Here is a 24,226-nt window from a genome sequence, read left to right as displayed (position 1 = left end):
GTGCGAAATTAGCGGTGAAATGTAGCCCGGAGCGGAGGTGGGCGGCGCAGAGCGAGGTTCGGCCACCCTGAAGGAGTAGTTCTATCGCGTCGGCGCTCCAAACGGAGACCGATGAGGGAAGCCGACGAGGGGGCCGCGCCGAGTCCCGCGGTGGTCGACCGGCCGTCGATGGACGAGGTAGACGCCCTCACGGATCTGTGGGTCGACCTCGCCGCGAGTCAGAGAGCGTACCGCTCGCACATCCGCGGTTCGGAGAACCGCGGGACGATTCGCGACGCGATGGCGCGCCACGTCGTCACGGACGGTATCCGAGTCGCCCGCGTCGACGGCGAGGTGGTCGGATTCGTCATGTTCGGCTTAGAACGCGGTGAGTACGTCCAAGACGTGACCCGCGGCGTCGTTCGGAACATCTACGTCGAACCGTCGGCCCGAAACCGCGGCGTCGGGTCGGACCTGCTCTCGACCGCGGAGCGAGAACTCCGCGACGCCGACGCCGACGCGATAACGCTCGACGTCATGGCCGACAACGGCGAAGCGCGGCGGTTCTACCAGCGACACGGCTACCGTCCGCACCGCGTGGGATTCGAGAAACGGGTCGAAAGCGATACACACTCAAAGGAGGACTGACTACGACGAACCGTGCCAGGGGAGCATGGGCGGTTCATGCACTCGACTTGTAATCGAGACTTCCGGGGTTCAAATCCCCGCCCTGGCTCTTCTGTCCGAACGACGGCGAGACGGTAGCGCTGAATAACGACTATATCACCCGCAGAGCAGGTAATACGGCGAACTTCACCGCGAGTGGTCGCCGTCGCGCGGGGCCAAGAGGATGAGCGCTCCCGGAATCGAGAGCGCGACCAGTTTCATCGGATTCTGTCGGATGTCGAAATCCGGGTCCAGCGGTTCGCCCTGGAGGTCCGTGATGCGGAGACAAGAGTAGTAGACGACGACGTGCGTGACGACGTACGCGAAGGCGCACGGGACGATGATGGGGTACGTCACCCCGAACTGCCCCGCCAGTACGTCGAAGAGAATCGCGGTAACCGAAGAGACGGCGACGAAGTCGCCGATTTGGAGCGTGACGCCCGTGAACGCGGTGACGGACGTATCGAGGAGCGACGTCGTGTACGGCGTGTAGACGAACGCCGTCAGGACGCTGACTCCGACGAGACAAGCGCCTACGACGAGGCCCACGACCGGATACACGTACTCCATTCTCGTTGTACTGAAATACCCGATAGAATATAGGTTTACCTCCCTACTATCAGAACTGAATTTCGACGACGCCCGGCTGAATCGAACGCCGATGTCACGGTGCTGTCACGCGTGGAACCGCAGAACAGTCGTCGGACGAAGGCGAGGCGACGAACGGAAGTCACCGACTAACGAGCGAGTAAAGAGACGAGCGGAGACCGTCGAAACCGGCGTTCGGTCCGCGAGGGGCGTTCGAGTTCGTCGGGCCGTTCGCGCCGTTCGAGTCGCCGTCGCCGCGTTCCCGACCGACCCCGGAGTTCCCGGGCCTGTCTGTACCGTTCACTTCGGTCTCGTTATCTCCGCCGATGGTTCCAGCCGAACGTCCGGGAGCGACTGCCGACGAGTCGCCGTCGCCGTCGGCTTCGTCGGTCGCGCGTCCGGGTGCGGAATCGACGCCCCGGTCGCGTTCGTCCGACCGACCGGGTGCGTCGGCGTCGCCGTTCGCCCGCGACGGCCCGCGTTCGTCCGACCGACCGGGCGCGTCCGCCTCGGAGTTCTCGTTGCTCTCGTTTCTCCGGTTACCGGGCTTCTCCTCGTCCGCGAGTCCGTTACCGACGTTCGGTCCGGCGACGCGCCTCGCGGTGGCGGACACCTCGTCGCCCGAGAGGTTGCGCGCGTCGGTCCGGAGGCGTTCGACCGCCTCCGAGTCGATTCCGTTCGACCGCCTGGTCTCCTCGGGGAGTTCCCGCGCGGCGTCGGACGACCGGTCCAACAGGCGTTGGAGCGAGCGTATCTCGGCGGTCAGTCGGGCCGCCTCCGCGTTGTACCGGCCCCGAGAGACGTTGCCCGCCTCGCGGGCCGCCCGGAGTTCGCTGCGGCGTTCTCGAAGTTCGTCGAGACGTTCGCGACTCTCGTTCATCTGGTCGGCGACGACGCGGGCCTTCGAGTCGTTGGTCGCCGCCTCCGATACCCGAGTTCCGAACGACCGAGATTCGAGTTCGCCGTCGATTTCGGCCCGTTGGACGGCGACGACGCCCGCGAGTTGCTCGCCCGGCGCAATGCGGTCCGAGTCGTTGTCGCTCGTCTCTGTGGTGTTGGCGTCCGCCGTCTCGCTTCCCGTCGCTGTCGTCTCTGTCGGCGTGTCCGCGGGCGTCTCCGCCACCTGACTCCCGGCGGCAACCGCGCCCACCGGTACCGCGGCGACGACGACGAACACGACGGCAAAGAGTACAGTCACTCGCCTCATTTCGTCTCTCCGTACTGGCTGTTCGACCATATATACCGTCTATCTTCGTTCGGGTTTTGTCCCATTCAACCGGATTTTCACGTCGCTTCCGTCCGTCGATTGCATCCCATAACGCCCGTCGTCCGACGTAAACGGTCGAAAGCTTCTTATTCTGCCCCCGGTCCGTCGTCGGACTCCTCGGGCAACACGAGGACGTTCTCGCGCCCGAGGCGGAACGCCTCCAGCGTTCCCGCGTCGCGCATCTTGCGGACGACCTGACTCGTCTTGGCGTCGGTCCAATCGAGCGTCTGTGCGACTTCCTGCTGTTTCAACCGGCCGCCCTCGTGTTCGACGAGGGCCAACACGCGCTCCTCGTTGCTGAGGAGTTCGTCCTCCCACGGCATCTCGTCGGCGTCGTCGCCGGTGACGTCGCCCGCGTCGCCCGCGCCGCCCGCCGAGACATCCCCTGTCGCCGACTCGTCGGGTGCCTCCGAGTCGTTGGTCTCTCGGGGCGCGGTGGAATCGTCGCCGCCGGTGGCGGAGGCGCGACCGCTCGGTTCGGCGTCGCGGGGCGTCTGCTCGCCCTCGTATCGGCGGTACAGCGTCCATCCGCCGCCGACGATTCCGACGGCGAGGAGTGCCAACGCACCGAGGACGGCGACGCTGTTCCCGGAGGACCCCTCTTCGTCGGCCGACGCCTGCGTCGCCGTCGCCGACGATGATTCGGCCGGCGGCGTCTCGGTGAGAACGAGTGTCGGTTCGCCGGGTCCGAAGTCGATCGGACCGTGCCAGACGATGGTTCGCGTCCGTCGGTCGTTCGGGTCGGGCGACACCGACTCCGCTTCGTACCCCTCGGGCCACGTCACGAGAAGCGAGGTTTCCCCGTCGAGGAAGAACCCCGCAAGCGCGTCGCCCGCGCGAATCTGCCCGTCCTCGACGGCAGAGAAGTTCGTCCAGGTGAACGAGTAGGTGATGATGCCGTACTCCTGCGGCAGTTGCTGTCGGGAGGCGGAGACGTCCACGTTCTCGACGCTCATCGAGCGCTCGGTGGAGTTTTCGGCCGTCGAGGCCGTCGCGTCCATCCGAGAGCCAAACTCCGAGATGTAGGGCGACTCGTTCGCCCGGATGTCGCTTCGGACCGACTCGAACGCCTCCGTCTCGTTCTCGTCGTCGAGTCGGACGCGGTACTCGACTTCCCACGCTGCGGTGCCGTTCGGTCGGAGCGCGATTCGGAGGGAGACGTCGTCGGGAGCTATCTGGGTCCCGGCGATAGTCGCCGTCGATTGAGCCGACGCCGGGGCCGAACCGCCGCCGAAGACGGCGAGGGCGACGAGGAGGGCAACGAGGGCGCACGATGCGGTGGGTGCGAGACGAGTCATCTCGGCGGAACTCGAACGGGGGGGCACAAACCACTTCCGCAACGGGACAGTCACGAAGAATTGAAAACGGAGATACAGACAGTACGGTGACACGATCGAGAGACCAGTTCGATTGCGTCAGCGCGCGCAGAGCGGACGGTGAGATAGGCCGGTGTCTGCTACCCGTCAGAATCGACTCGGCGCTCCCGGCGACTGTTCTCGACGTGATACTCGGCGTCGTCTGGTGAAGTCCGGGCGAACGTTTATGTCAGATAGGTATAAGAGTTCAGATGTCTCATGCCCGAGTGCCAGAACTGCGGTTCGTTCGTGACGCCCGCATACGCACGGGTCTTCGCCCCCACCGAGATGGAAGACCCCCGCGTCTGTCCGTACTGTGACGACATGGTACGCGACGGTGCGGACGTGAGAAAGGCCCGTTCTCCGAGAAACTCCTGACGAACAGCGTCAGGCGATACGGTAGCGTTCGGCGTCCTGGTCGACGAGGCCCCGTTCGCGCAACGTCCCGAGGATGCTGTACAACGAGAGCTTCTTCATCTCCAATCCGTTCTGTAGGTCGGTAATCGAAGCGTCGCCCTGCGTCGAGAGATAGAGATAGACCAGTTTCGCCCTGGGAGACTCCAAATCGGCGGGCATCGTCGAGAGACCTGTGCCGGACGGCGAGTTGGACTGGATGGGTCGTTGCATGGTTGTTGCCGAGTGATTGGGTTCGACGATAATAAAACCAATCCACGACGATTGTCGAAATGGGTCGGACGGCGAAGGCGAGGTAGCGGCCCTCTCTGCGGCGAACGGCGTATTCGTCAGGAACGTTCACGGACGAACGGCGGCAGTTTCGGCGGCTTATTTTCGACTACCGACGACAGTGACACGGCGACACACGGAGAACGAAGCGGGAGGTGGCGAGTGGAAGGGGCGGGAATTGAACCACGCGAAGCCATCTCCGATGGGACCGCAGGGCGGTCTCCCCCGGAAGTCGCTCTACCACTGAGCTACCCTTCCTATCTCGAACTACGAGGGTGCGGCACAAATAGCCGTTGGTGAATCGCCAAGTCGACAACAGAGGCGGCGACGAACGGGGTGCCGCCGCGCGAGGAGTCAGTCCGTCGCGAACGTCGCGGCGGGGTCAGTAGCTCCGAACCTTCGGTTCGTACGTCTTGTCCTCGCCTTCGAGGATGACCGGCCGGTACCAGAGTTCGGGCGTCCCCCCGTTCCACGACAGCATCGTGTGTTTGAGCCACACGTCGTCGCGTCGCTCTTGGGCTTCTTTCCGCCAGTGCGCGCCGCGGAACTCGTCGCGCGCGAGTGCGCCGAGCGTTATCGCTTCGGCCACGTCGAGGATGTTCTGCATCTCGATGGTCTGGATGAGGTCCGTGTTGAACGTGCGCGACTTGTCGGCGACGTACACGTCCTCGTAGCGTTCGCGCGCCTCGCGGATGTCTCGAAGCGCCTGCTTGAGGCCCGGTTCCTCGCGGAAGACGTTGACGTTCTGCGTCATCGACTTCTGGACGTCGGCGCGAATCTCCGCCTGTTGGATGCCGTCGTCCTTCCCCAAGAGGTGGTCGACGCGTTCGCGTTCGGCTTCGAGGGCGCGTTCGACGTACCCCTCGGGCGTCAGCGAGGAGGACCCGCCGGACGCCGCCGCGCCGCCGTCGGCGACGACGTCGTCGCTCGAGGACGCTATCGCGCCCGGTTCGACGGGCGTGTCGACGTCGCCGCGTTCCCACTCGCCGCGCTGACCGGTCTCTATCTTCGCGTCCTCGACGTCCTTGCCCGCGGCGTGGTAGCCGGCGCGCTTGCCGAAGACGATGAGTTCCGGCAGGGCGTTGCCGCCCAGTCGGTTCGAACCGTGGACGGAAGCACAGGCGCACTCCCCGGCCGCGTACAGGCCGTTGACGCACGTCTCGCCGTTCTCGTCCGTCTCGATGCCGCCCATCGCGTAGTGTTGTCCGGGCTTGACCGGCATCGGTTCTTCGAGGCCGTCGACGCCCTCGAAGTCCTCCGCGAGGTGGAGGATGTTCTCCAAGCGGTCCAAGATGCGCTCCTCGCCGAGGTGGCGCATGTCGAGGTGGACGTACTCGTCCTCGATGCCGCGGCCCTCGTTTACCTCCGTCAACTCCGCGCGCGACACCACGTCGCGGGAGGCGAGTTCCCCGGCGTTGTTCGCGTAGCCGTACTCGAACATGAACCGCTCGCTGTTCTCGTTGTAGAGGATGCCGCCCTCCCCGCGGACGCCCTCGGAGATGAGAACGCCGGTCGAAGGGAGCGTCGTCGGATGGAACTGGATGAACTCCATGTCCTCTATCGGGACGCCCGCCCGATACGCCATGGCGACGCCGTCGCCGGTGTTGGAGACGGCGTTCGTCGTGTGGTCGTACACCTGTCCGAGTCCGCCCGTCGCGAGGATGACCCCGTCTCGGGCGTGGAAGCCGGATATCTCGCCGGACTGGATGTCGTAGGCGACGACGCCGTGACACGTCCGCTCTTCGGGGTCGGCCTCGTCGGTGACGGCGAGTCGCGAGACGTACCACTCGTCGTACACCTGAATGCCCCGTTTGACCAACTGCTCGTACATCGTGTGGAGCAGTTGGTGACCGGTTTCGGCGCCCGCGTACGTCGTCCGCGGGAACGACAGACCGCCGAACGGTCGCTGGGAGACGGTGCCGTCCTCCTCGCGGGAGAACGCCATCCCCCAGTGTTCGAGCTGCATCGTCTCTTTGGGGCTCTCTCTACAGAGCGCCTCCACCGCGGGGGCGTCCCCGAGGTAGTCCGAGCCTTTCATCGTGTCGTACGCGTGGTCCGTCCACGAGTCGCCCTCTCGGAGCGCCGCGTTGATACCGCCCTCCGCGGCACCCGTGTGGCTTCGGACCGGGTGGAGCTTCGAGACGATAGCAACGTCCGCTCCTGCTTCTTGCGCCGCGATGGCCGCGCGGAGGCCCGCGCCGCCCGCGCCGACCACGATAACGTCGTGTTCGTACATGGTATGAGTTGTGTGTCGTGTTTGATGCTGGTTCGATTCGACTATCTCACCAGAACTTCAGGTTGCTCTTGACGGCTTCGCGCTTCAGTTCCTGGATGTGTTCCGTCAGGGGGATGTCTTTCGGACAGACGTTGCTGCAGGAAAACTGGGTCTGACAGCGCCAGACGCCGTGTTCCTGCTCCAGAATCTCCATCCGGTGTTGTTTGATGTCCTCGCCCTCGCGTTCGTCCATCGTAAAACGGTAGGCTTTGTTGATGGCCGCCGGGCCGAGATACTCGTTGTCGCCCGCGGCGATGTTACACGAGGACATACACGCACCGCACCAGATACAGCGCGTGGACATCTTGACCTTCTCGCGGTTCTCTCGGGACTGCTTTTGTTCTTCCAGTTCGTCGTCCGGCAGGTCGTTCGTCTGGAAGTAGGGTTCGACCGCCTCCATCTGGTCGTAGAAGTGGTCCATGTCCACGACGAGGTCCTTGACGACTTCGGCGTGGGGGAGCGGTTCGACGCGAACCGGCTCTTCGAGGTCGGACAGTTGCGTCTTGCAGCCGAGTCGCTGACGCCCGTTGATGAAGAACGCGTCCGACCCACAGATGGCCTGTCGACAGGAGTGTCGGAAGGTCAGACTCGAATCGTACTCGTCGCGGGCGTACATCAGAGCGTCGAGGACGGTCATCCCCTTGTGGTAGGGGACGTGGAACTCGTCGAAGCGGGGTTCTTGTTTTCCGGCGACTTCGGGGTCGTACCGGAACACCTTCAGAACGTTCGTCTCCTCGTCTCTTTCGGCTTTCTCCTGTTCTCTCTTCTGCCGCTGGCGCTCGCGGGCCTCCGCTCTGTCGCGCTTCTGTCGCATGCGCTCTTTTTGAGCGGCGGGAGTGTCCGACTCCGCGCTCGCGGACGATTCTTCCTCGGATTGTTCGGGAACTTGTGTGCTCATGTTAGAACGGAAGGATGGTGATACCGGCCCATGCGTTCGCGGTTCGGATGCCCTGCACCACGAGGAGGAGGCTCGCGGCGCCGAGCGTCCACTTGACTGCGGTCTTTCGCGTTCCGGTGAGACCCTGATTGATGAGGGCGTTGTAGACGCCGTTGACCCCGTGGAACGTCGCGGTCACGAGGAAAAGCACCATAAGCGAGTAGTAGGTCCACGTCTCCATCCGCCCCGCCGACATGGCGAACGTCACCTCGTCCGCGTGGTGGACGAAGTGAAGCAGGAAGAAGTGGAACGCGAGCACGACCACGAGGAACGCGGCCGTGATTCGCTGCCAGAGCCACCGACTACCGCCGCGTTCGAACGAGGAGTAACGCTCTGCCATCTCAGAACACCCCCGAGAGGAACGTCGGCACGCTGGCGACGACTATCGCCCCCGTCAGAACGAGCGACGCGTAGAAGCTCTTGTCCTGCGATCCCAATCCGACACCGAGGTCGACGAAGAGGAGGCGAAGCCCGTTGAGGATGTGGAAGACGGCAACTGCGAGGAGTCCCACTTCCATGATACGGACCACCAACAGACTCTCCAGCGTCCGGATGGTGGTCGTGTACGCATCCGGGCTCTGCAGCGCCGTCGAGAGGACGGCGATGTGGGTGAACAGATAGCCCACTAACACCCAGCCCGTGAACTTGTGGAAAACCCAGGCCCACATCCCTGCTGAGAACTCCCGCCACCGGCCGAAGTCCTCGATGAGGCCCCGATTGTAAGACTGACTCATGCTCTCGTGAATCTGAGTACCGGCATCGTATAGAACTTACGTGTACGAACGCACCCGGCGGGCGGGAATCGGACGACGGCACTCCGTCTCGCCGCCCGGACGCGCACGCGGTCGCGATTCGGCCGTTCTCACCGCCGTCGGAGCCGTCAGGTGCGGGTGTCGCCCCTCGGGGATTGCCGCTGTTCGACGACGCGGCGGACCGGTTCTTCGAGTTCGACGAGGTGACAGAGCGGGTTTCCGGGGTAGACGACCGGATTTTCGAGGACGCCGACGAGGAGGCCGGTGAACGGCGCGTCGATGGTGACGTTGTCGTCTTTGAACGGGTTCGTGATGGTGCAGATTCGGTCGCCCTCGTTGACGAGTGCGCCCCGGTTGTGGTGCATGTCCACGATGCCGCCCGCGTCCGCGCGAATCCACGTCTTCTCGTTTTCGTCGTCGATTATCGTCTGCCACCCCGGCCAGCGAACCACGGTGGTGTCGCGGAGGCCGTACTCGGCGAACACCGATTCGACGCCCGCGAGGGCGTCGTCGATGAGTTCGCGTTGGAACCGGTGGGCCTCCCCCATCTCTATCGTGATGGTGGGGATGCCGACTTTGGTCGCCTCCGTGCGGAGAATCCCGTCGGAGCCGGTGCTGTCGATGATGACGTTCGGCCCGTACGCCTTCGCCAGTCGCGCGACGCCGTCGTCGGACATGTCGGCGCGGACGTGGAGCATGTTCGTCCGCCCGCGCGTCGAGGTGTGAAAGTCGAGGCCGAAGTCGCAGGGCGCGATGAAGTTGTCGAAGATTCGCGCCGCCATGCGCTTTGCGCTCGTGGAGTCGTACTGTCCGGGGAACGACCGGTTCAGGTCGCGGTCGTAGATGGGGAGGTATCGCTGCTGTGCCAAGAACCCGGGAACGTTCAGAACGGGCATGCAGACGAGCGTTCCCGCCAGGTCCGAGAGGTCCCACTCGAAGGCGACTTCGCGGACAACCTCGATGCCGTTCAGTTCGTCGCCGTGGGCGGCCGCGGAGAGGAACACCGTCGGACCGGGCCGTTCGCCGTTGATGATAGTGACCGGGATGCGGACGGGGTCACCGAGATAGGTCTCGCTGATACCGTACCGGATGTTTTGGGTCTCTCCCGGAGCGACCTTCCCGCCGTTGTACGTGAAGGTCACATCGTCGCTCATACCCCGCATTCGGGGTGGCCACTACATAACGCTCCCGCACCGAGCGTCCGCCCGGGGTCGCAGTCCGAGAAACTGAATCTGCGTCGCCGAGGATTCACCGTACCGGCATGCCTTTGAAACCGCGGAATGTTACTGTCTATTATGTCTACGGACGGAACCCAAGTTCGAGTGGGTGTACTCTCTCTGCACACCAGTAAGGAGACGAAAGCGATTCTCAACGCGGTCGACGACCTCGGCCACCGAGGGTTGTGGCTGCGACAGGAGAACACGGCGATAAGCATCGAAGACGGCGAGGTGGCCATCGAACCCGACGTGGACATCATCGCGAACCGACTGCTCCTGTCGAACACGGAGGAACCCGCGGAACTGCTCGGCCTCGCGACGACGTTCGAGCGCATCCGTCCGATGCTGAACGAACCGGCGCACGTGCTGACGGCGATTCACAAGTTCGCGACGGCGGCGACGCTGGCGAACTGGAACATCAAGGTGCCCGACGCCTTGCTCGCGCTCTCGAACGAGAAACTGAACGCCGACCGCGAACGGTTCGGCGACGTGGGCGTCTACAAGAGCGCAATCGGGACCCACGGCGGCGGCACGTGGAAGGTAGACCTCACGGAGACGGTCAACCCGAAGGTCGGAAACCGACAGGCGTTCCTGCAGGACCTCATCGAACGCGACGAGGAGAAACACCGCGACCTGCGCGTCTACATCGTCGACGGGGAGATAATCGGCGCGATGTACCGCTACGCGCCCGACGGAGACTGGCGGACGAACGTCGCCCTCGGCGGCGACGTTCTCGACGCGACCGGCGAGATGCCGAAAGAGGCCCGCGACACGGCCCTGTACGCGGCGGAAGTGATGGACCTCGACTACGTGGGCGTCGACCTCGTCGAGGGCGAGGAGGGCTGGTTCGTCCTCGAGGTAAACCCGACGGCCGGGTTCAAGGGACTGCACAAAGCGACCGGTAAGAGCCCCGCCCCGTACATCGCAAAGGCCGCGATAGAACGTGCGGGCGGCGAGGTGGACGACGACCGCGTCGCGGAACTTGCATCGACCTTAGACGACTCCCGCCCCGCGAGCATGCCGCGCGTGGACCCCTCCTCCGACGAGGAGACGCCGACGATAGGCTACATCGAGGAGATAATCGTCTCGGGGACCAGCGGTTCGACGCAGACGCTGGCGAAGTCCGACACCGGCGCGACCCGGACGAGTATCGACACGTCGTTGGCGGCCGAAATCGGCGCGGGACCGATAAAGAGCATGACGCGCGTGCGGTCGGGGAGCCACAAGTCCGGTAAGGCCCGTCCGGTCGTCGACTTGGTCATCGGTATCGGCGGCACCCAACACACCGTCACCGCGAGCGTCGAAGACCGCTCGCACATGGACTACCCGATACTCCTCGGCCGGGACATCCTCGAACACTACCGCGTCGACGTGCGCCGCCGCGCGGACTCGGGGTCGAAAGACGACGACGAACGCGAAGAGGAGTACTTGGAGTAAACTGCGCTCCGGCGGCGCCCAGTGTCGGATGGGCGATATTTTTCACCGGGTGGCTCGTAGTTCGGCGTAGGTGACTCGAATATGGACTCTCCGACGCTACTGATACCGATACGGTTCCCCGACCCCGACCCGCTTCCGTCGTCGTTCGTCGACGGCTTTACGAACTGCAGAGTCCTCCTTCTCGGTCTCTACGAGGGCCCGGCCGGTTCGGACCCAGACGAACGACAGCGCAGTCTGGTCGAGGCGAACTACACCCTGTACTCTCTCGCTCACCAGTTCCTCCGTCGCGGAGAAACCGCGGAGGTCGAACTGGCCATGGGCGACGACTTAGACGGGGAACCGACGAGAGTCGCCGAGGAACGCGACGTCGACGCGCTGTTAGTTCCGCGTCCGATGACCCACCTCGGGCGCGTTCTCATCGCCGTCAGAGACGAGACGTTCGCCGAGTCGATAGCGCAGTTCGTCGGCGCGTTAGACGCGGACGTCATCACCCACACGACCATCGTGAACGTCACGGAGTCGGACGACGTCGAAGAGAAACGGGAGGTGCTCTCCTCGCTGAAAGACCGGCTCGTCGACGCGGGGTTCTCCGAGTTCTCCATCGACACCGAGGTGATCGTCTCCGACGACCCCTCGTTCGAGATCAGTCAGAAGGCGCGCGGCCACGACATCATCGTCATGGGCGAGACGGAAGAACCGACGTTCGAGAGGGTGTTCGGGAAGACGTACGACTCTATCGCCGACCGAACCGACGTTCCCGTGGTCGTCCTCCGAAAGTGAGCGCTCTCCTCGGTTCGGGGGCGCTCGCGGCGTGATCTGACAGCGTTTATCATCCATCGACGCGCAGTAACGCGCATGGTCGACCGCCTCGACGAAGTCGACAAGCGAATCCTCTATCGCCTCGTCCGCGACGCGCGGAACACCTCCGCGCCGACGGTGGCAGACGAGGTGAACGTCTCCGCCGGGACGATTCGGAACCGAATCGACCAACTGGAGTCCGACGGGGTCATCCGAGGGTATCACGCGCACGTCGACTACGAACGCGCCGAAGGCCGCCTGACGAACCTCGTCGTCGGGACGGCGCGCATCGACGAGCGAGAACGCCTCGCGAAACAGATAGCCGAGGTGCCGGGCGTCGTCAACGTCCGGCAACTCATGTGCGGGACCGGAAACATCCACGTGACGACCGTGGGCGAAGACGCACAGGAACTCTCCCGAGTCACGCGAGACGTCTCCGAGGTGGGCCTCGAAGTCGAGGACGAACATCTCCTCCAACACGAAGAACACCGCCCGTACCACGCGTTCGGACCGGAGGGGCGGCGCGAGGGCCAGTCTATCGCCGACTTCATGTCGCTGTCGGGGGGAGCGGAGGTGGTCGAAGTGAGCGTCGCTCGCGGGGCCGAAATCGACGGCCTGACGCTCAGGGAGGCGAACGAGCGCGGACTCGTCGCCCCGGAAGTGCTCGTCGTCTCCGTCGAACGCGACGAACGGATTCTCACCCCGAAGGGGAACACCGAAATCCGCGCCGACGACCTCGTGACCCTGTTCGCGCGCGGCGGTCTCTCGGAGGAGACCGTCGCCGCGTTCCGCGGCGATTAAGCACTCTCGTATTTGCCCGCTTTGTAGAGTATGTACCCGACGAAGACGAGGAGATAGCCTGCAGCGATTACTGTCGTGACTCGCGTTCGACCGACGAGAGCGAGGACGCAGAGCAAAAGTGGCCCTGCAAGTAGCAGTCCGTCGAATACGTGGTCGTCGGCGCCCGAATCGAAGACAGGACCGAGAATCGGCAGGTCTTCGACGCTCATCTGTAGACTCCTCCTCGCTCGAACAGTGCTCTCAGAAGGACGAGAACCGGGATGATTTCGAGCCGTCCGATCCACATGTTGAACAGAAACATCACTTTCGCAGCCGTCGGCATCGACGCGCCGGTGATACCGGAGGAGAGGCCGACGTTCCCCTGTGCGGATGCGACCTCGAACACGACGTTTTCGAGCGTGAACTCGCCCGTCGGGAGGACCGTGAGGAGGACGAAGATACCGACGGCGAGAAAGACGACCCACAGGAACGCGATGATCGCGGCTTCCTCGAACTCTCGGGTCGCCTCCTGTTCTGTGAGGTCCCGGTCGTTGACCTCGAAGTGCCGAACCGCCGCGTCGGGATAGAACGCGTCGCCGATTCTGAACGCGGTCCCCTTTATCAGCGTCAACGCCCGGATGAGTTTAATTCCGCCGACGGTAGACCCGGCGGCCGCGCCGACGAACATCCCGAGAGAGACCGTCAGTTGCGCCTCCGGCGACCATCTCGTTCCGAGCGACCCGGCCGTCTGGAACCCCGTACACGACGCGGCCGAGACGAACTGGAAGAGACCGTACCGAACCGCCTCGAACAGCGATTCGTACGTACCGTTGAAGAACAGTACCGCCACCAACAGGAGGGTGCCGAGTCCGAAGTATCCGAACACCCACCGCGTCTGCAAGTCCGTGTAGATATTCTTCAACTCCCCTTGGAGCATCAGGTAGTGGACCGGGAACGCGATACTCCCGAGAATCATCACGGGGACGAGCGCGAAGTCGATGACCGCGCTGTCGTACGTGGCGATGCTGTTGTCCGTTATCGAGAACCCGCCCGTCGCGAGTCCGGTCATCGCGTGGTTGATGGCGTCCCAAAGCGGCATCCCCGCCAACCAGAGGACGAGTATGGAGACGAACGTGAAGAGGAGGAATATCCACCAGATGGTTCGAACGGTCGAGACGATACTCGGGTGAATCTTCTCCGACCGCGCCTCGGACTCGTAGAGGGTGAGTGACCCGCTACCCGGCCGAGAGAGGATGGCGGTCGTGAGGACGATGACGCCCACGCCGCCGACCCACTCGACGAACGACCGCCACCACTGAAGCGTCGCGGGGAGTGCACTCTCGTCGTCGGTCATCGTCAGTCCCGTTCCGGTGAATCCGCTCATCGACTCGAAGAAGGCGTTTATCGGGTTCCGGAACGCGCCGATGGTACTCGCCGCGCGACCCGTCAGGTCGGGCGCACCCAAGAACGCGGGGTCGAGGTGAATCGTCCACGCGACGAAGAGAAACGGCAGCGAGCCGAATAGCGCGACGAAGAACCACCCCGAGGCGGCGATCATCATCCCGTGTAACTTCCCCGGATTCGGCGCGTCGGCGAAGTACCGGGCGAGTGCGACTCCAATGACGAACGGAATCGCTCCCCCGACGAGGAGCGATGGGACGGCCCAGAACTCACCCCAGACGAGAGGGACGACTACCGACACCAACATCAACGCGGCGAGTGCCTGGAGCATCCGTCCGACGTCGCGTGCGACCGTTCGAACGGTGGTTTTCATGAGTCGTTCGCTCGCCGACTTCCTCTGGACGCCCCGGCGTGGTCTTCGTAGTGTCCGAAGAGATCGGTCACGTCCGGTGTGGCACCGCGGCCGGAGTAGACGGTCAGGAGATCACCCTCGCGTATCTCCGTGTTGCCTCGCGGGGTTATCGGACCGTCCGCCTCGCTTCGTTCGACGGCGACGACGAGTGTGTCGTCGGGCAGGAGGCCGTGGTCCGCCGCCTCGTCGAGTCGTTTCCCCGCGACCGGTGCCGACTCCGCGACGCGGATTTCGAACACCTCCGCCTCCTCGCCGACGCGCATGTAATCGACGATAGAGGGACGTTTTACCGCGTAGTAGAGATACTCGGCGATGAGGCGTTGGGGGTTTTCCATCGTGTTCACGCCGATCTGTTCGAAGAGACTCATGTGCTCGGGGTTGTGGACGACCGAGACGACGTCGGGTATCTCCAGTTCCTTCGCGAGGAGACTGATCATCACGTTCGTCGCGTCCTGATCGGTCGTCGAGATTATCGCGTCGGCCCTCCGGGCGCCGGCATCCAAAAGCGTGTCCTTGGTCGTCGCGTCGTCGTTGAGAACGAGACAGTCGAACGCTCCCGCGATAGCCTCGGCTTTCACGCTCTCTTTCTCGATTACGACGACCTCGTTGCCCGACGACGTGGCGATGTCTATGAGGGGGCGACCGATGTTCCCTCCTCCGACGACGATGATGTACATAGGACGCAATTGTCGAACGCACATTGAAAGCGTATCGATTTGAGTATCCATTAATATATACTGTTTTCATTGATCGGTGCGAAGAATCTATAGGGGAAGTTAAGTATGAGGGGCCCATCCGAACCGACATGATAGACGAGTCGGGAGCACAGGACGATTGGTCCCTTCCGGACGAACTCGTGACGGAACTAAACGAGTTGCAAGAGCACGAACTACGGGAAGTAGTTCACCTCGCGCAACGTCGGATACGAGAACTGCAAGCGCCCGTTTCCGATAAAATAGAAGCGGCGCCCGGAGAGGAGATACTCTCGACCGAGGAGCGAGCGGAGTACACGGAGGTCATCAAGAGCGAACCGTGCGGTGAAGGCTGTTCCGAGTGTCCGCACGGTCCGTACCTGTACCACGTGTACGAGGAGGTCAGGCCCGACGGACGCACGTCGCTCCACTGGGTGTTTCTCGGACGAGTGTTCGGTCGGATCGACCGCCGCGAATAGCTATCCTCGGGGTACCGCGTGCTCTCTCGGAGAGGCGGTCACCGAGATGTCGGGGCGACGGACGGGGACGCTAACTCTCGTAGTGTTCCCAGACGTAGAGCGTTCCGTAGGACCTGAACGGGCGCCACGCGTCGGCGATATCTCTCATCTGCGCTCGCGTCTCGACGCCGTAGAGGTCCTCCAGTCCGCGTCGGACGGCCAAATCTCCCAATGGGAGGACGTCTTCTCGACCCAGTACGAACATCAGGAACATGTGCGCGGACCACTCGCCGATACCTCTGATCTCCGTGAGGAGGTCGACGACTTCGTCGTCGGTGTGCCCCGCGAGTCCCTCCCGCGTGAGGTCCTGCGTCCGGAACGCCTCGGCGGCGTTGCGGAGGTACTCGACCTTCGTGCGCGAGAGTCCGGCGTCTCGGAGTGTGTCGTGTTCGAGGGCCGCGAGCGCTTCGGGCTCTATCTCGCCGTCGAACAGCCCGAAGACGCGTTCGCGAATCGCTGCGGCCGACTGCGTCGAGAGTTGCTGGTTGATGATGGTGGTACAGAGTCGCTCGAACTCGCTTTCGGCGGGAGCGAACTCGACCTCTCCGTAGGTCTCGACGAGGTCAGCCATCACGGGGTCGGAACGAAGCACCCGCTTCCAATCAGTCGTTGTCATCCGGTGTCTCCACTCGGGTGCCCACAGACTTGACGTACTCGCTCTCTTTCCACCGAGACGCCGCAAAGCGCCCGCGACGAAGCGCCGTGTCGAGGGGCAAACGAGAGTCGCGTCGGCCGAGTACTGCGTGGTCGCGGCCCGCGACTCCCGTGCCAGCCGTGAGTCCGTCCATACCGGGGACAGCGATTCCCTCGCCGATAGTTTCAGTAAAAACCGTTAATGAACTCGTTACGGGTTTCCTTTTCAGCCGAGGGAAACGTTGAAACCCCACGCAGGCGAGGAATCAGGCATGGAGATAGACGATGTCAACACTATCACGGTTCTCGGTGCCGGGAACATGGGACACGGTATCGCCGAAGTGGCGGCACTCGCGGGCTACGCCGTCAACCTCCGGGACATAAACGAGGAGTTCGTCGGGAAGGGGTACGACCAGATAGAGTGGAGCCTCGGCAAACTGGCGGAGCGAGAACAGATATCCGAGGCGGACGCCGACGCCGCCCTCGAACGCGTCACGACGTACGTGGACCTCGCAGAGTCCGTCGCCGACGCGGACGTCGTCGTCGAAGCGGTACCGGAGAAGATGGAGATAAAGAAGGACGTCTACACCGAGTTGGAGGCCGCCGCCCCCGACAGGACGGTGTTCGCGACGAACACCTCCAGTCTCTCGGTCACCGAACTCGCGGACGTGACCGACCGTCCAGAGCAGTTCTGCGGGATGCACTTTTTCAACCCGCCGGTCCGGATGCAGCTCGTCGAGGTCATCTCCGGCGCGGAGACGGCCGACGAGACGATGGATCTGATCGCCGACTTGGCCGAAGAGATGGGGAAGACGCCCGTCCGCGTCCACAAGGACAGCCCGGGGTTCATCGTCAACCGCATCCTCGTCCCCCTGATGAACGAGGCGGCGTGGATAGTCGAGTCCGGTGACGCCACCGTTGCGGAAGTCGATTCGACGACGAAGTACGGACTCGGCCTCCCGATGGGCACCTTCGAACTCGCCGACCAAGTCGGCGTCGACGTGGGGTATCACGTCCTCGACTACATGCACGAGGTTCTCGGCGACGCCTACGAACCGTCTCCCCTCCTCGAAGCGAAAGTCGAAGCCGAGGAGTTGGGCAAAAAGACCGGGTCGGGCTTTTACGACTACGAAGACGGCGACGGCGCACAGATACCCTCCGACCAGGTCCGCGAGGAGTTACAGCGCCGCCTGATGGCCGTGATGGCGAACGAAGTCGCCGGACTCGTCGAAAACGACGTCGCCGACGCCGAGGCCATCGACCGGGCCGTCATGCTCGGCGCGGGCTTCCCCGACGGCCCCGCGAAGATGGCCGACGGCGCGGGACTCGAGTCGTTGGTCGAAACGCTCGACGAACTCCGCGAGGAGACGGGCGCGGACCGCTACGAGGCCGTCGAACTGCTCCGCGAACTCGGCGACTCCGGGGCGGGCTTCCGCGACGGGGGCGAGTCCGACGACGAATCCGCGGGACGCGACTACGAGACGCTCTCTGTGGAGGTTCGCGACGACGTGGGTCACGTCGAACTCGACCGACCCCACCGGATGAACACGATAAGCGAGGAACTCCTCGACGAACTCGCCGTCGCGATAGACGAACTGAACGACGACGACGGCGTTCGCTGCATCCTCCTTTCGGGCGCGGGGGACCGGGCGTTCTCCGCGGGCGCGGACGTGCAGGCGATGGCCGCCGGCGGCGGGCAACCGGTCGTCGCCGCGGAACTCTCCCGGAAGGGCCAGCGGACGTTCGGAAAACTCGAAGCGAGCGACAAACCCGTCGTCGCCGCCATTGACGGCTACTGCCTCGGCGGCGGGATGGAACTGGCCACCTGCGCGGACCTCCGGGTCGCCTCGGAACGTTCCGAACTCGGCCAACCGGAGCACAACCTCGGTCTCCTGCCGGGGTGGGGCGGCACCGTCCGCCTCCAGCGCATCGTCGGCACGGGTCGTGCAAAGGAGATCATCTTCACCGCCGAACGCTACGACGCGGAGACGATGCGAGAGTACGGCTTCCTGAACGACGTCGTCGAGAACGACGAACTCGACGAGAGAGCGTGGGACCTGGCGCGTGACCTCGCCGCCGGACCGCCGGTCGCCCAGCGGTACACGAAGCGCGCGATGCGGAGCGGATGGGCGGACGCGGACGCCGGACTCGAAGTCGAGTCGCAGGCGTTCGGCCTCCTCTACGACACCGACGACCTGATGGAGGGCGTCACTGCGTTCATGGGCGACCGAGAGCCGGAGTTCGAGGGTAAGTAAGAGGTTCACACCCTCGGCCGTCCCGTAACGGAATCTTTAAACAATTCAGCCGACGAGAAATGAGTGCAGGCTCGGTTGGTGTAGTCCGGCCAATCATCTTGGCCTTTCGAGCCGAGGACAGGGGTTCAAATCCCCTACCGAGCATTCCTACAGCACTCCCGTCCTGTAGTTTTCACACGTGACATAGCATGGAGCAAATCCTATGTCACAGGCCGATACGATTCGATGTAACCACCACCCCGACGTTGTACCGCGATTAGAAAATATCAAAGCCGAAGAAGGAACGGGGTCGAATTGAAAGACCTCGACAAATACCCCGTCGTAACCGACCCATCCTCCGAGATACTAAACCCGAAGGAACTTCTCGACTACCGCGAGGCGCGCGAGGACTTCCTCTCGTGGCTCCTCGCGTTCGGAAAGGACCCATCGACCGCGACGGGATACAGCCGCGACACGGTCCTACGAACGGCTTACAGAACGGACCAATTCAATCGGTGGGTGTGGCAGAACCACGGCTACACGACGAACTTCACCCACGACCACGCTGACGCCTATATGCGCGAACTCGCCTTTAGTGATAAGAGTCGGACCCACAAGGCGAACACTCAGAAGTCCCTCAAACGGTACTTCAAGTGGACCGCGTACGCGCGCGGAAGTGACGAATGGGAACCGGCCCACTCGTTCTCCTCGTCCAGTAGTCCGAATCCACGTGACTACCTCACCATCGAGGAGAGGGTTCGAATCCGTGAAGCAGCATTAGAGTACGGGTCCATCCCTGCCTACGGAGGTCTTACTCCTGACGAGCGTGACCGCTGGAAAGCACTCTTAGCACAGCGCTTTGGAAAGCCAAAGAGTGAGGTAGGCTCCGAGGACTGGGACCGAGCGAACGGCTGGAAGTTCACCTCCCTCGTCTGGACGAGTCTCGATGCCGGGCTACGCCCTGTCGAAGTCGAACGCGCGCAGACCACGTGGGTAGACGTAGAGAATCAACTCCTCCGAATTCCCCGAGAAGAGTCGAGCAAGAACGAGGACAACTGGGTAGTCGGACTCACCGAGCGAACTGCCGACGCTCTCGAACGGTGGCTCGACGAACGAGAGATGTATAGCCGATACGACGATACGAATATACTCTGGCTCACCCGCGAAGGAAATCCGTATCAGACGAGTTCACTCCGGAGCCTACTCCAACGCCTCTGCGACTTAGCCGACATCCCTTACGAGAACCGTCGCATGAGTTGGTACGCAATCCGGCACTCTGTCGGGACGTACATGACCCGTGAGGAGGACCTCGCGGCGGCGCAAGCGCAACTCCGTCATAAGAGCGAGCAGACGACGATGAAGTACGACCAGACACCCGTGGAGGACCGACGAGAAGCGCTTGACCGGATGGGCTAGCGGGGTTCGACATCTAAGTCTGCAGACTCAATGAGCTGTAAAATCATGTTCTTTAATCGATTAACCTGTCGCTCCAATTCTTGTCGGCCCGCTACATTCTTTCGCTTTGAATCCTCGAATGGGTTAGGTACCTCCCCATCCTTAAGCCTCCTCTCGTATCTCTCTCCCAATTCTATTTTCCGGAGTTCAGAGAGTATGTTACGAATATTTTGAGATACCTCCTCATCCGAATACAGGTGAGTGTTTTCCTGAAATACGCGATAGAAATCTATTTTATTTATTAAGTAGTAATCCGGAGGTGCGTCAGTTAGCAGATAATCATCAAATGTTTCTTCATAAATATCTAAAAATTGTTCTATTTCCATTTCTAATTGTCTGACCGCCTGTTGCCGACGGTCAGCTTCGACAAACATGGACTCAATCTGTTCACGTGACATTGGATGCTTTGATTCTGTAATCCGGACATAGCACGCCGATTTCGAGGTCATCACCGGTTTTCGGGTTGCTTCGTGAACTCGAACGACAACGATTATTCGGTCTACCTCGTCGGTAGGTGCCCTCATCGTTGACACATCAACTTGAGGAACCGGAGTCGAATTCTGGATGAATTGGTTGACTGTCCGAGCTACGTCGTGTTCTGGAGGCTCGAACGGTATCGGCGTTCTATCGTCGCCTACTCCGAAGAGTAGGATACCACCGTTCGCGTTCGCAAAGGCCGTAATCTCTGCCTCGATGTTATGACGCCACTCCGTCTTCGACTTGTCATTCTCATCTTCAGGATAGTGTAGGTGAGCTTTGTACTCTAAGTAGCGATTTTCCTCCTGTTCATTCTCTCGAAGCGATTCAATCGTCTCCCACGTCCACTCCAAGACCTCAGTAGGGAAGAGCTGAGATTCCATATCAATGATAACAGTAGGTGATGTATGGTTCTTTCTCAGGTTCTTGGGCAGCTTCGATAGCGGTCTTCTAGAACCACCCCACCCCTCTTAAAGTTTTGAATACAAACCGAAAAACCGCTTTTAAGATTGATATCTAAAATTTTTGCGGTATGTTTATGACCGTACGGGAACTATGTAGTAACATGGAAGTCGCAAAAGCCTCGAACACGGGAAACACCAACGAGGTCGAAGAACAACGAACCGTTCCTGTATATCAGTCCACCAGAGCGCGTCTCCGGCCACTCAAGCAAGAGTTGACTTGGGACGAACTCGTCAACGAGATGGCTGATGTATACGAGGAGGTACGCTAGCGACTCCCTACAGTCGGAACACGTTGGTTGCGTTTGGTTCCAATCAATTCAACCGACGTGCTCCACAGCGGGTAGACCATCCCGTCCGGAGTAGGTGGCCCACCATGTCCCTAGTAGGGACTATGGGTATATGAAGCTTATCGGGTCGCTTTTCGGAAAATTCGGTTACATAGCCTAGCGGCTATCCAGAAACTCAAACAATGAGCGACCTAACAGAACTCATCGAAAACGCATGGACCGGGTACGAATCAATCTTCGCTGAAGCGGAGAATCAATCTTTCACTCGCCTAATCGCAGGCGTACGACCGAGGCTTACAGGGTGGTTTGCATGAGGTTCGGTGAAACCGACCCCGTTTGGGGAGACGAGTTCATCGAGAGGTATCTCGAAGATGCAGAGCGGTACTCAATGGACAACGAGACGCTTCACACGGGCTTCATGCTGGCTCTGCTCGGACAAGCTGTCGGTGATTCGAGCTTCGATATTGGAGACAACGAAAAGCACTGCCGAGTCCACCCGTTCATGGTGCAGGATTCCGGGAGCGGGAAGGACCCGGCATTCGATTACGCGAAAAAAGTCGCCACATTCGCCGATATGAATTTCAGCGACTCGAACGACTTGACGAATGCCGGTCTCGTCGGAACCTTCGTTGATGGAGAAGAAGAGCCAGGTGCCGCAGAAAAATACGACATCGTCGGCTTCCGCGAGGCAATACAGCTGTTACGGTCCGGGAGTTCGGATTGGAATAAAAATATCCCTGAGAATATAAATTCGATTCTGGACGGAGGACATGTTGAACGCCACATGGCCGCCGGGACTATCGAATATAGAGCGACCTGTACCCTTATTGGAACGAGTTATCCACCGACAGAGATGGATATGAACTTAGAGAATCTGATGCGCAACGGAACATTGGCACGATTCTTCTACTTCTTCCGTGATATCCCCCCGGAGTTCCGATTCCGTGTCGGCGATGCGATTCTTGAACGAGCTGTCGAAGACAGCAATGGAAGCAACTTCCGGAGTGACGATGTAGTGGACACGCTTACTGAAATTAAAAACGAATTCCATGGAGGAAAGAAATTTAGTTTCGATTATGACACGGAACGAGTTCAACGTAAAGTAAGAGATGTCATAGTTGGTAATCTTGAAAAATCGGAAGTGGGTACAAGGAAAATCGTTGAGCCGTCCGTAACTCGCTACATTGAGCACACGCTCCGGTTGGGCTGTCTCATGGCGGCTTTAGACAAGTGCAGCACCGAGGTAGACGAGGAGCACATCGACCAAGCGCTGGAGTTTATCGAACTCTCGTGGACGCAGATGTTAGATTTCTTCCAGAGTTATCATGATGAAGGAGAAAGTTCGGATAATTCACCGAACGCCCGCGAGAGGATGGTCTACCTCCTCGGTCGAGAGGGTCAAATGACAAAATCAGAAGTGGCCGAAGAAATGGATGTTTCTGATAAAACGGTTCAGCGGTCTGCTCGCGAACTCGAAACGCTTGAAATGATTGAAAGTCTGTCCGTAGGGAAGAAACGAGCGTATAAGCTAACCTAGACATCGGACACCGGACATCCGGGGAGTCTCGAAGACGTATTATTTGAAGTAGATTCTAACTTTATTTCAATTAATTACTATACGATATTATACCTAACTCACTCATTTCCTCGCGGAATACACCTATGTCCCATGTCCGATGTCTAGCTAAGAACCCGCAGAGGACAACAGTCATTGGTGGATAGGCTTCGGCTCGACGACAATATCGCACCAGCGGCACCCGGCTACCACGATGGTCCAGCCATCGGCTCGCTCGTAGTGAATGATGAGGTTCTCCTCGGGAATCGACTCGCCGCAGTGGGGGCAGAGACCGACGGTAGACTCACTCGTGGTCATAGAACTCGATACGACAACTACGAGCTATCGGAACAAGAACATACCGAATATCTACGTTTGAAGCATTCTCTGTTTCGATTTCGTCAGATTAGAACCGCGCTTTCATTACGATTCTCGGCGTACGTCGGAGAAGAGAGTCGAGTCGTCGGACCTCGAAAGTCCAGGTGGTAAGAGCACCCAGACTCGGCTTTCTTAGGATGAAAGCCATGCGAGAACACGAACGCAGCGACCATGAAGATGATGCACCGATTACGACTGAATTGAGCTATTGGCAGACGGGTGGCGGCTACCTCGTCTTTAGAGTGCGGCGAGAGTATCACCCGCGCTTCGACAACGACTTCGTCGTCGGTCGGCGGCTCGTCGGGGTAGCCGAGGTTGAAGACGAACAGATTGTCCGAGATATCCTTAGAGTCCACGACTACAATCCGAACCTCATCAACGAACTTCCGACGTTCAAGAAGCCTCCAATAGACGGGTAGGTGCAGCCACGTTCGATAGAATCTGTTACCCGAGGGAAGCCTACCCAGTAACATCTTTTTTCCTAGAACAGTCTTCAGCGTCTCAGCGGAGCTCACCCTCTGTGTGATTTCAACGAAGTTGCTCAGTTTTTCAGAACCGGTGGTAGGTGTCGTGCTGGTCTACTCAGAGTAGGATGTGGCTCTGTTGTAATCCTATTTTTGATACATAACACAGCGTGTCACAGCCGGGCGGTGCGTCTGTTTCTCTATCGTGGTGAGGCAGAATGGGTGTCTGACCCGGATTTTCCCATCCACATTACGATTCCCCCGAGTATCATAATCACGCTACAGATTATCCCCATCCACAGTTGGAGCGACTGCTCAAGAGGGAAGAAAGTTCCAAGGAACGCGATTCCTGTTGAACCACCAAGAGACATAAACAGCCCGGATATCCAAACCGTCCCCTTGTTCCCCTTCCGGAAGTGATAGATGAAGATAACCCAAGAGAGACAAACTAATACGAGTAGGAGAAGAGGTTTCCAGTCCATACCTACCGATAATGAACGCAAACAGAATGAATTTTGGGT

General features: G+C 60.9%; 27 protein-coding genes and 3 tRNA genes. 14 read left to right on the top strand and 16 right to left on the bottom strand.

The window, feature by feature from the left end; genetic code table 11:
* Positions 1-111: 111 nt before the first annotated feature.
* Both BM167_RS08215 and BM167_RS08210 read left to right on the top strand, forming a co-directional pair.
* Positions 112-627 (top strand): GNAT family N-acetyltransferase, encoded by a 516-nt coding sequence (locus BM167_RS08215; protein ID WP_394327235.1) that lies wholly within the window; start codon positions 112-114, stop codon positions 625-627.
* A 14-nt stretch (positions 628-641) separates the two neighbouring features.
* Positions 642-715, top strand: a tRNA-Thr gene (locus BM167_RS08210).
* Between the two features lie 77 nt (positions 716-792).
* Here BM167_RS08210 and BM167_RS08205 read toward each other — a convergent pair.
* From BM167_RS08205 to BM167_RS08195, 3 genes are all read right to left on the bottom strand, one after another.
* The gene (locus tag BM167_RS08205; protein WP_092891389.1) at positions 793-1,215 is read right to left on the bottom strand and encodes a DUF8133 family membrane protein; all 423 of its coding nucleotides are present in this window, start codon (positions 1,213-1,215) and stop codon (positions 793-795) included.
* 160 nt (positions 1,216-1,375) lie between these two features.
* On the bottom strand, positions 1,376-2,440 hold the full coding sequence (locus BM167_RS08200) for a DUF7096 domain-containing protein (protein ID WP_092891387.1): 1,065 nt from the start codon (positions 2,438-2,440) through the stop codon (positions 1,376-1,378).
* 146 nt (positions 2,441-2,586) lie between these two features.
* Positions 2,587-3,798, bottom strand: coding sequence for a helix-turn-helix transcriptional regulator (locus BM167_RS08195; protein ID WP_092891385.1), 1,212 nt, complete (start codon positions 3,796-3,798; stop codon positions 2,587-2,589).
* A gap of 86 nt (positions 3,799-3,884) precedes the next feature.
* On the opposite strand from BM167_RS08195, the gene BM167_RS18450 reads away from it, so the two are divergent.
* Positions 3,885-4,025, top strand: coding sequence for a hypothetical protein (locus BM167_RS18450; RefSeq protein WP_177213323.1), 141 nt, complete (start codon positions 3,885-3,887; stop codon positions 4,023-4,025).
* 49 nt (positions 4,026-4,074) lie between these two features.
* A complete protein-coding gene (locus tag BM167_RS18445; protein WP_177213322.1) occupies positions 4,075-4,233 on the top strand; it encodes a DUF7563 family protein in 159 nt (52 codons plus the stop codon).
* A gap of 9 nt (positions 4,234-4,242) precedes the next feature.
* On the opposite strand, the gene BM167_RS08190 is transcribed toward BM167_RS18445, so the two are convergent.
* The 7 genes from BM167_RS08190 to BM167_RS08160 form a co-directional block, all read right to left on the bottom strand.
* Entirely contained in the window at positions 4,243-4,482 is a 240-nt protein-coding gene (locus BM167_RS08190) for a helix-turn-helix domain-containing protein (protein WP_092891383.1), read from the bottom strand.
* A gap of 220 nt (positions 4,483-4,702) precedes the next feature.
* Positions 4,703-4,797 (bottom strand) — tRNA-OTHER (locus BM167_RS08185).
* 124 nt (positions 4,798-4,921) lie between these two features.
* Positions 4,922-6,775: an FAD-binding protein gene (locus BM167_RS08180; protein ID WP_092891381.1), complete on the bottom strand. Its 1,854-nt coding sequence runs from the start codon at positions 6,773-6,775 to the stop codon at positions 4,922-4,924.
* Between the two features lie 46 nt (positions 6,776-6,821).
* Positions 6,822-7,712, bottom strand: coding sequence for a succinate dehydrogenase/fumarate reductase iron-sulfur subunit (sdhB, locus tag BM167_RS08175; RefSeq protein WP_092891379.1), 891 nt, complete (start codon positions 7,710-7,712; stop codon positions 6,822-6,824).
* Between the two features lies 1 nt (position 7,713).
* Entirely contained in the window at positions 7,714-8,091 is a 378-nt protein-coding gene (locus BM167_RS08170; RefSeq protein WP_092891377.1) for a succinate dehydrogenase hydrophobic membrane anchor subunit, read from the bottom strand.
* Position 8,092: 1 nt separating this feature from the next.
* Entirely contained in the window at positions 8,093-8,485 is a 393-nt protein-coding gene (sdhC, locus tag BM167_RS08165; protein ID WP_092891373.1) for a succinate dehydrogenase, cytochrome b556 subunit, read from the bottom strand.
* 146 nt (positions 8,486-8,631) lie between these two features.
* Positions 8,632-9,657 carry a succinylglutamate desuccinylase/aspartoacylase family protein gene (locus BM167_RS08160; RefSeq protein ID WP_092891371.1) on the bottom strand — a complete coding sequence of 342 codons (1,026 nt, stop codon included), beginning with the start codon at positions 9,655-9,657 and terminating at the stop codon, positions 8,632-8,634.
* Between the two features lie 141 nt (positions 9,658-9,798).
* On the opposite strand from BM167_RS08160, the gene BM167_RS08155 reads away from it, so the two are divergent.
* From BM167_RS08155 to BM167_RS08145, 3 genes are all read left to right on the top strand, one after another.
* Positions 9,799-11,157 (top strand): putative ATP-dependent zinc protease, encoded by a 1,359-nt coding sequence (locus tag BM167_RS08155; RefSeq protein WP_092891369.1) that lies wholly within the window; start codon positions 9,799-9,801, stop codon positions 11,155-11,157.
* Between the two features lie 81 nt (positions 11,158-11,238).
* Complete coding sequence (locus BM167_RS08150; protein ID WP_092891367.1) at positions 11,239-11,937, top strand: universal stress protein; 699 nt, start codon at positions 11,239-11,241, stop codon at positions 11,935-11,937.
* 75 nt (positions 11,938-12,012) lie between these two features.
* Complete coding sequence (locus BM167_RS08145; RefSeq protein WP_092891365.1) at positions 12,013-12,756, top strand: winged helix-turn-helix transcriptional regulator; 744 nt, start codon at positions 12,013-12,015, stop codon at positions 12,754-12,756.
* Here BM167_RS08145 and BM167_RS08140 read toward each other — a convergent pair.
* Genes BM167_RS08140 through BM167_RS08130 form a run of 3 tightly spaced genes read right to left on the bottom strand, consistent with a single transcriptional unit; the run spans position 12,753 to position 15,225 of the window.
* Positions 12,753-12,965 (bottom strand): hypothetical protein, encoded by a 213-nt coding sequence (locus tag BM167_RS08140; RefSeq protein ID WP_092891363.1) that lies wholly within the window; start codon positions 12,963-12,965, stop codon positions 12,753-12,755. The two genes, BM167_RS08145 and BM167_RS08140, sit on opposite strands and share 4 nt — an antisense overlap.
* The gene (locus tag BM167_RS08135; RefSeq protein WP_092891361.1) at positions 12,962-14,509 is read right to left on the bottom strand and encodes a TrkH family potassium uptake protein; all 1,548 of its coding nucleotides are present in this window, start codon (positions 14,507-14,509) and stop codon (positions 12,962-12,964) included. Before BM167_RS08135 ends, BM167_RS08140 begins: the two co-directional genes overlap by 4 nt.
* On the bottom strand, positions 14,506-15,225 hold the full coding sequence (locus BM167_RS08130) for a potassium channel family protein (RefSeq protein WP_092891359.1): 720 nt from the start codon (positions 15,223-15,225) through the stop codon (positions 14,506-14,508). Before BM167_RS08130 ends, BM167_RS08135 begins: the two co-directional genes overlap by 4 nt.
* 128 nt (positions 15,226-15,353) lie before the next feature.
* Here BM167_RS08130 and BM167_RS08125 point away from each other — a divergent pair, with 128 nt between their 5' ends.
* Complete coding sequence (locus BM167_RS08125) at positions 15,354-15,719, top strand: hypothetical protein (RefSeq protein ID WP_092891357.1); 366 nt, start codon at positions 15,354-15,356, stop codon at positions 15,717-15,719.
* Positions 15,720-15,789: 70 nt separating this feature from the next.
* Here the strand turns inward: BM167_RS08125 and BM167_RS08120 are convergent, their stop codons facing one another.
* On the bottom strand, positions 15,790-16,374 hold the full coding sequence (locus tag BM167_RS08120) for a DNA-3-methyladenine glycosylase family protein (protein ID WP_092891355.1): 585 nt from the start codon (positions 16,372-16,374) through the stop codon (positions 15,790-15,792).
* Between the two features lie 289 nt (positions 16,375-16,663).
* On the opposite strand from BM167_RS08120, the gene BM167_RS08110 reads away from it, so the two are divergent.
* The 3 genes from BM167_RS08110 to BM167_RS08100 all read left to right on the top strand — a co-directional run bounded on the left by BM167_RS08110 (position 16,664) and on the right by BM167_RS08100 (position 20,041).
* Positions 16,664-18,646 carry a 3-hydroxyacyl-CoA dehydrogenase/enoyl-CoA hydratase family protein gene (locus tag BM167_RS08110; protein WP_092891351.1) on the top strand — a complete coding sequence of 661 codons (1,983 nt, stop codon included), beginning with the start codon at positions 16,664-16,666 and terminating at the stop codon, positions 18,644-18,646.
* A gap of 69 nt (positions 18,647-18,715) precedes the next feature.
* Positions 18,716-18,790, top strand: a tRNA-Glu gene (locus BM167_RS08105).
* Between the two features lie 150 nt (positions 18,791-18,940).
* On the top strand, positions 18,941-20,041 hold the full coding sequence (locus BM167_RS08100; protein ID WP_092891349.1) for a tyrosine-type recombinase/integrase: 1,101 nt from the start codon (positions 18,941-18,943) through the stop codon (positions 20,039-20,041).
* Here the strand turns inward: BM167_RS08100 and BM167_RS08095 are convergent.
* Complete coding sequence (locus BM167_RS08095; protein ID WP_092891347.1) at positions 20,038-20,940, bottom strand: AlbA family DNA-binding domain-containing protein; 903 nt, start codon at positions 20,938-20,940, stop codon at positions 20,038-20,040. The genes BM167_RS08100 and BM167_RS08095 overlap by 4 nt on opposite strands.
* A gap of 182 nt (positions 20,941-21,122) precedes the next feature.
* Between BM167_RS08095 and BM167_RS18440 the strand changes: the two genes are divergently transcribed.
* Entirely contained in the window at positions 21,123-21,290 is a 168-nt protein-coding gene (locus BM167_RS18440; protein WP_177213321.1) for a hypothetical protein, read from the top strand.
* A gap of 328 nt (positions 21,291-21,618) precedes the next feature.
* Positions 21,619-22,845 (top strand): helix-turn-helix transcriptional regulator, encoded by a 1,227-nt coding sequence (locus BM167_RS08090; RefSeq protein WP_092891345.1) that lies wholly within the window; start codon positions 21,619-21,621, stop codon positions 22,843-22,845.
* Positions 22,846-23,016: 171 nt separating this feature from the next.
* On the opposite strand, the gene BM167_RS19010 is transcribed toward BM167_RS08090, so the two are convergent.
* Positions 23,017-23,181, bottom strand: a complete 165-nt coding sequence (locus tag BM167_RS19010) for a DUF7837 family putative zinc-binding protein (RefSeq protein ID WP_449271681.1) — start codon at positions 23,179-23,181, stop codon at positions 23,017-23,019.
* Between the two features lie 206 nt (positions 23,182-23,387).
* Here BM167_RS19010 and BM167_RS18110 point away from each other — a divergent pair, with 206 nt between their 5' ends.
* Complete coding sequence (locus BM167_RS18110; protein WP_143095488.1) at positions 23,388-23,660, top strand: hypothetical protein; 273 nt, start codon at positions 23,388-23,390, stop codon at positions 23,658-23,660.
* Positions 23,661-24,226: the final 566 nt, after the last annotated feature.

This window comes from Halopelagius inordinatus, assembly GCF_900113245.1.
In the GTDB taxonomy this organism is placed as follows: Archaea; Halobacteriota; Halobacteria; order Halobacteriales; family Haloferacaceae; genus Halopelagius; species Halopelagius inordinatus.
This window is presented reverse-complemented; position numbering and strand designations above follow the sequence as displayed.

Excerpts from the sequence above, each read along its gene's own strand:
- BM167_RS08090 (WP_092891345.1), top strand. The coding sequence starts at position 21,619 with ATGAGGTTCGGTGAAACCGACCCCGTTTGGGGAGACGAGTTCATCGAG.
- BM167_RS08145 (WP_092891365.1), top strand. The coding sequence starts at position 12,013 with ATGGTCGACCGCCTCGACGAAGTCGACAAGCGAATCCTCTATCGCCTC.
- BM167_RS08200 (WP_092891387.1), bottom strand. The coding sequence starts at position 2,440 with ATGAGGCGAGTGACTGTACTCTTTGCCGTCGTGTTCGTCGTCGTCGCC.
- BM167_RS08160 (WP_092891371.1), bottom strand. The coding sequence starts at position 9,657 with ATGAGCGACGATGTGACCTTCACGTACAACGGCGGGAAGGTCGCTCCG.
- BM167_RS08095 (WP_092891347.1), bottom strand. The coding sequence starts at position 20,940 with ATGGAATCTCAGCTCTTCCCTACTGAGGTCTTGGAGTGGACGTGGGAG.
- BM167_RS08205 (WP_092891389.1), bottom strand. The coding sequence starts at position 1,215 with ATGGAGTACGTGTATCCGGTCGTGGGCCTCGTCGTAGGCGCTTGTCTC.
- BM167_RS08120 (WP_092891355.1), bottom strand. The coding sequence starts at position 16,374 with ATGACAACGACTGATTGGAAGCGGGTGCTTCGTTCCGACCCCGTGATG.
- BM167_RS19010 (WP_449271681.1), bottom strand. The coding sequence starts at position 23,181 with ATGACCACGAGTGAGTCTACCGTCGGTCTCTGCCCCCACTGCGGCGAG.
- BM167_RS08135 (WP_092891361.1), bottom strand. The coding sequence starts at position 14,509 with ATGAAAACCACCGTTCGAACGGTCGCACGCGACGTCGGACGGATGCTC.
- BM167_RS08110 (WP_092891351.1), top strand. The coding sequence starts at position 16,664 with ATGGAGATAGACGATGTCAACACTATCACGGTTCTCGGTGCCGGGAAC.
- BM167_RS08125 (WP_092891357.1), top strand. The coding sequence starts at position 15,354 with ATGATAGACGAGTCGGGAGCACAGGACGATTGGTCCCTTCCGGACGAA.
- BM167_RS08195 (WP_092891385.1), bottom strand. The coding sequence starts at position 3,798 with ATGACTCGTCTCGCACCCACCGCATCGTGCGCCCTCGTTGCCCTCCTC.
- sdhC (WP_092891373.1), bottom strand. The coding sequence starts at position 8,485 with ATGAGTCAGTCTTACAATCGGGGCCTCATCGAGGACTTCGGCCGGTGG.
- BM167_RS08130 (WP_092891359.1), bottom strand. The coding sequence starts at position 15,225 with ATGTACATCATCGTCGTCGGAGGAGGGAACATCGGTCGCCCCCTCATA.
- sdhB (WP_092891379.1), bottom strand. The coding sequence starts at position 7,712 with ATGAGCACACAAGTTCCCGAACAATCCGAGGAAGAATCGTCCGCGAGC.
- BM167_RS08180 (WP_092891381.1), bottom strand. The coding sequence starts at position 6,775 with ATGTACGAACACGACGTTATCGTGGTCGGCGCGGGCGGCGCGGGCCTC.
- BM167_RS08140 (WP_092891363.1), bottom strand. The coding sequence starts at position 12,965 with ATGAGCGTCGAAGACCTGCCGATTCTCGGTCCTGTCTTCGATTCGGGC.
- BM167_RS08215 (WP_394327235.1), top strand. The coding sequence starts at position 112 with ATGAGGGAAGCCGACGAGGGGGCCGCGCCGAGTCCCGCGGTGGTCGAC.
- BM167_RS18440 (WP_177213321.1), top strand. The coding sequence starts at position 21,123 with ATGGAAGTCGCAAAAGCCTCGAACACGGGAAACACCAACGAGGTCGAA.
- BM167_RS18110 (WP_143095488.1), top strand. The coding sequence starts at position 23,388 with ATGCGAGAACACGAACGCAGCGACCATGAAGATGATGCACCGATTACG.
- BM167_RS08150 (WP_092891367.1), top strand. The coding sequence starts at position 11,239 with ATGGACTCTCCGACGCTACTGATACCGATACGGTTCCCCGACCCCGAC.
- BM167_RS08155 (WP_092891369.1), top strand. The coding sequence starts at position 9,799 with ATGTCTACGGACGGAACCCAAGTTCGAGTGGGTGTACTCTCTCTGCAC.
- BM167_RS18445 (WP_177213322.1), top strand. The coding sequence starts at position 4,075 with ATGCCCGAGTGCCAGAACTGCGGTTCGTTCGTGACGCCCGCATACGCA.
- BM167_RS08190 (WP_092891383.1), bottom strand. The coding sequence starts at position 4,482 with ATGCAACGACCCATCCAGTCCAACTCGCCGTCCGGCACAGGTCTCTCG.
- BM167_RS08170 (WP_092891377.1), bottom strand. The coding sequence starts at position 8,091 with ATGGCAGAGCGTTACTCCTCGTTCGAACGCGGCGGTAGTCGGTGGCTC.